The 2,465-nt window shown below is 34.8% G+C and carries 4 protein-coding genes; all 4 read right to left on the bottom strand.

What is annotated here, in order from left to right; translation table 11 throughout:
- Positions 1-367: 367 nt before the first annotated feature.
- On the bottom strand, positions 368-685 hold the full coding sequence (locus DWW60_RS13280) for a hypothetical protein (RefSeq protein ID WP_055148064.1): 318 nt from the start codon (positions 683-685) through the stop codon (positions 368-370).
- Between the two features lie 15 nt (positions 686-700).
- Positions 701-1,363, bottom strand: coding sequence for a hypothetical protein (locus DWW60_RS13285; RefSeq protein WP_133300893.1), 663 nt, complete (start codon positions 1,361-1,363; stop codon positions 701-703).
- A gap of 256 nt (positions 1,364-1,619) precedes the next feature.
- A complete protein-coding gene (locus DWW60_RS13290) occupies positions 1,620-2,033 on the bottom strand; it encodes a hypothetical protein (protein WP_055148057.1) in 414 nt (137 codons plus the stop codon).
- Between the two features lie 20 nt (positions 2,034-2,053).
- A partial coding sequence (locus tag DWW60_RS13295; protein ID WP_207660322.1) for a glycohydrolase toxin TNT-related protein occupies positions 2,054-2,465 on the bottom strand: 412 nt, incomplete at its 5' end.

Raw genomic sequence — 2,465 nt, forward strand, 5'->3', positions numbered from 1 at the left:
TCTCATTATATTGAACATCAAATTCTTGATTTATTTCCGGCATAATCAACCTGGACTTAATCATGAACTCCTCCTTTACGGATGGAGCATCTTCAATAGAAAAACTGCATCTGAATCAAGATTTCTGATTTGATGTTTTCTTGAGCCAGATGAGCACTTTCTCTTTGTGAGATGACCAAAAGGCAGACTCTGGGCACGATATTCGAAAGAAGTAGACTGATATCAGCAGTCTGGAAAAGAATTTGAAAATTAACATAGAAAAAACGCATTATCTCCATAGCACCAAGTGCCATGAAAACAATGCGTCCTAAATTTTAAAGAAAAAATATTCAGTTGTGATTTCGGATGTTCTTATACGAAGTCATTATTAAATATAGTCTTTCATAATGTTCCAAACCCTTTTTACTTCGTCATTATATTTCTCATTCAACTGATTTCTTAATTGAACATCTGCATCATAAATAATGAAATCGCTTAACCCGCCTCTCGAAGCAAACAGTTTACTATAGCTTTCTATCAAGTATTTCATTTTTTCACCATTGCTCTCATCCGAGTCAATACAATTAACTTGTCCCATAAGAATTCTTAATATCCCGTTATATTGTCCATATCCATATTTTTGTACCATTTTGCCAATCTCTATATACGCCTCTCGCAACTGCAAAAACTCTTCATTTCTTATCATTCTTCTATCTCCAATCTATTGTAACGGTGTTTTTCCTACAACTTCAAAAGTCCATGGTGCATCTATATAGGTTTGCATAACATTATATCCTCCCACGTATACTCCACCTTGCGGTCCGACTGATCCTGTATAAATAGTAGTACCCTTTGGTACTTTAATCGCATATACATTATCTATATAAGAGCTTGCCTCATACGCACCAGTTTTCGGGTCTATCCAATGAGTCTTTACCGCTGCGTCAATTCTTACATTAGTAACAGAAGCAGGTGGCTCACTCGTAAACCATCTTCCATACGGATTTTGAGCATTACCTGCTCGATACATTATTCTATCTTCCTGTAATACTTCCATATTGTATCTGCCACCATAGAAATTCTTTGCAGGTTGATTAGGCATTTCTGCTAACGGTCCTGGATTTTCAATCATATTATATTGATAATTAGCTATATCACCTGACCAATATATAACAGTTGTACTACCACTCTCTACAACTTCTGCAACATCATCTAGCTTATTCACTTCTACATTACTTAAAGCTTTTTCACCTAAGGCAATGTCATCTGAGTTCTTGAATATCGTTGTATGGCTTAGTTCTTCAATATCCGTCTTTCTCGCTACATCTCCGATTTCTGATACGGAACTGTTCGCTGGGTTTCCTGATATAACTTCTTCTACCATATTGCTTCCCAACATTGCCAATATATGGCTGTCTGTACTTTGATAGATTGCATCACAAGCTTTATCTTCTGCTACATTCCCAATCAATATCCTTCCAGCATCTACGGCGATAGTTTATAAATCCGTGAACTTCACGGATTCAGGTAAATGACAAAAAGCTATTATTAATCTCTGTATGTCATTCACTTCGTGAACAGACAGAGATTAAAATAGCTTTTTGAGTTAAGGGTTTTGGAGTCCTAAAGTATAACCATAATTAAATATCATTATACGGATTTTTTTCAAGTATTTCATTAATCTCTTCATCTTTCCTTTTTAAAAAATCCTCACCAAATAAAGCAAATATTTTTTTTTCTTTCTCAAAGAGTGGTCTTCGGAAATCTTTTCCTTTCTCTTGATTATTCATGGCATACTTCATAGTAATATTTGTTGATAATATATTTAAAGCATACCACAATACTTCTCGTTCGTCATTTACAACTATATCACTTCTTATCTTCCCCTTTTCTGCATAAAGAATATGATAATTTGAATTTGTACTAAAAATGTATGTTCCCTCAGCACTATTATCATCCCCTTTTTCGAAAAAAACATTACTGTATGAAATCTCATCTAGTTTATCATTAATTTCACTCATAATATATTTTTGCAGTTCATTTGTTGTTAACATAGTTTTTCACCTCTCTCTATTTATTTTGGCACTATATAGCCTTCTCTAATTAATTGTAAAATCGGCATTGGCAATTCATATTGTAATCCTCCACCTGCAGAACCTCCCCATGCTGCAATCTCTGCTTGGATAGTGTTTGGTATTTCCTTTATAACCCTAAATTCCTGATAAATATTAGGGTCAGTAGTTGGTGGCAATGCTAATTTATCTGCATTTGCACCTGTTTGTGTTACAAAGTTACTCTTATTCCCAATATTTCCATACCGCCCAAATGTATCTCCTGGTTTTAACGACATATTTACTTCTGTTCCTGGTACAGCTCCGTTATTTGGTGGATAATTTATTGTACCATCTGCTTTATACCAACTTGTTTCACTTCCACCCTCACAAATAATACTACTTTCAGACTCCACCCGTCCTTTGCTAGTAGAC

This window comes from Coprococcus sp. AF16-22 (assembly GCF_003461545.1).
Classification (GTDB): domain Bacteria; phylum Bacillota; class Clostridia; order Lachnospirales; family Lachnospiraceae; genus Coprococcus; species Coprococcus aceti.

What these genes read in the sequence shown, in the direction of transcription:
- DWW60_RS13290 (WP_055148057.1), bottom strand. Translation starts at nt 2,033, where the DNA reads ATGTTAACAACAAATGAACTGCAAAAATATATTATGAGTGAAATTAAT.
- DWW60_RS13280 (WP_055148064.1), bottom strand. Translation starts at nt 685, where the DNA reads ATGATAAGAAATGAAGAGTTTTTGCAGTTGCGAGAGGCGTATATAGAG.
- DWW60_RS13285 (WP_133300893.1), bottom strand. Translation starts at nt 1,363, where the DNA reads ATGGTAGAAGAAGTTATATCAGGAAACCCAGCGAACAGTTCCGTATCA.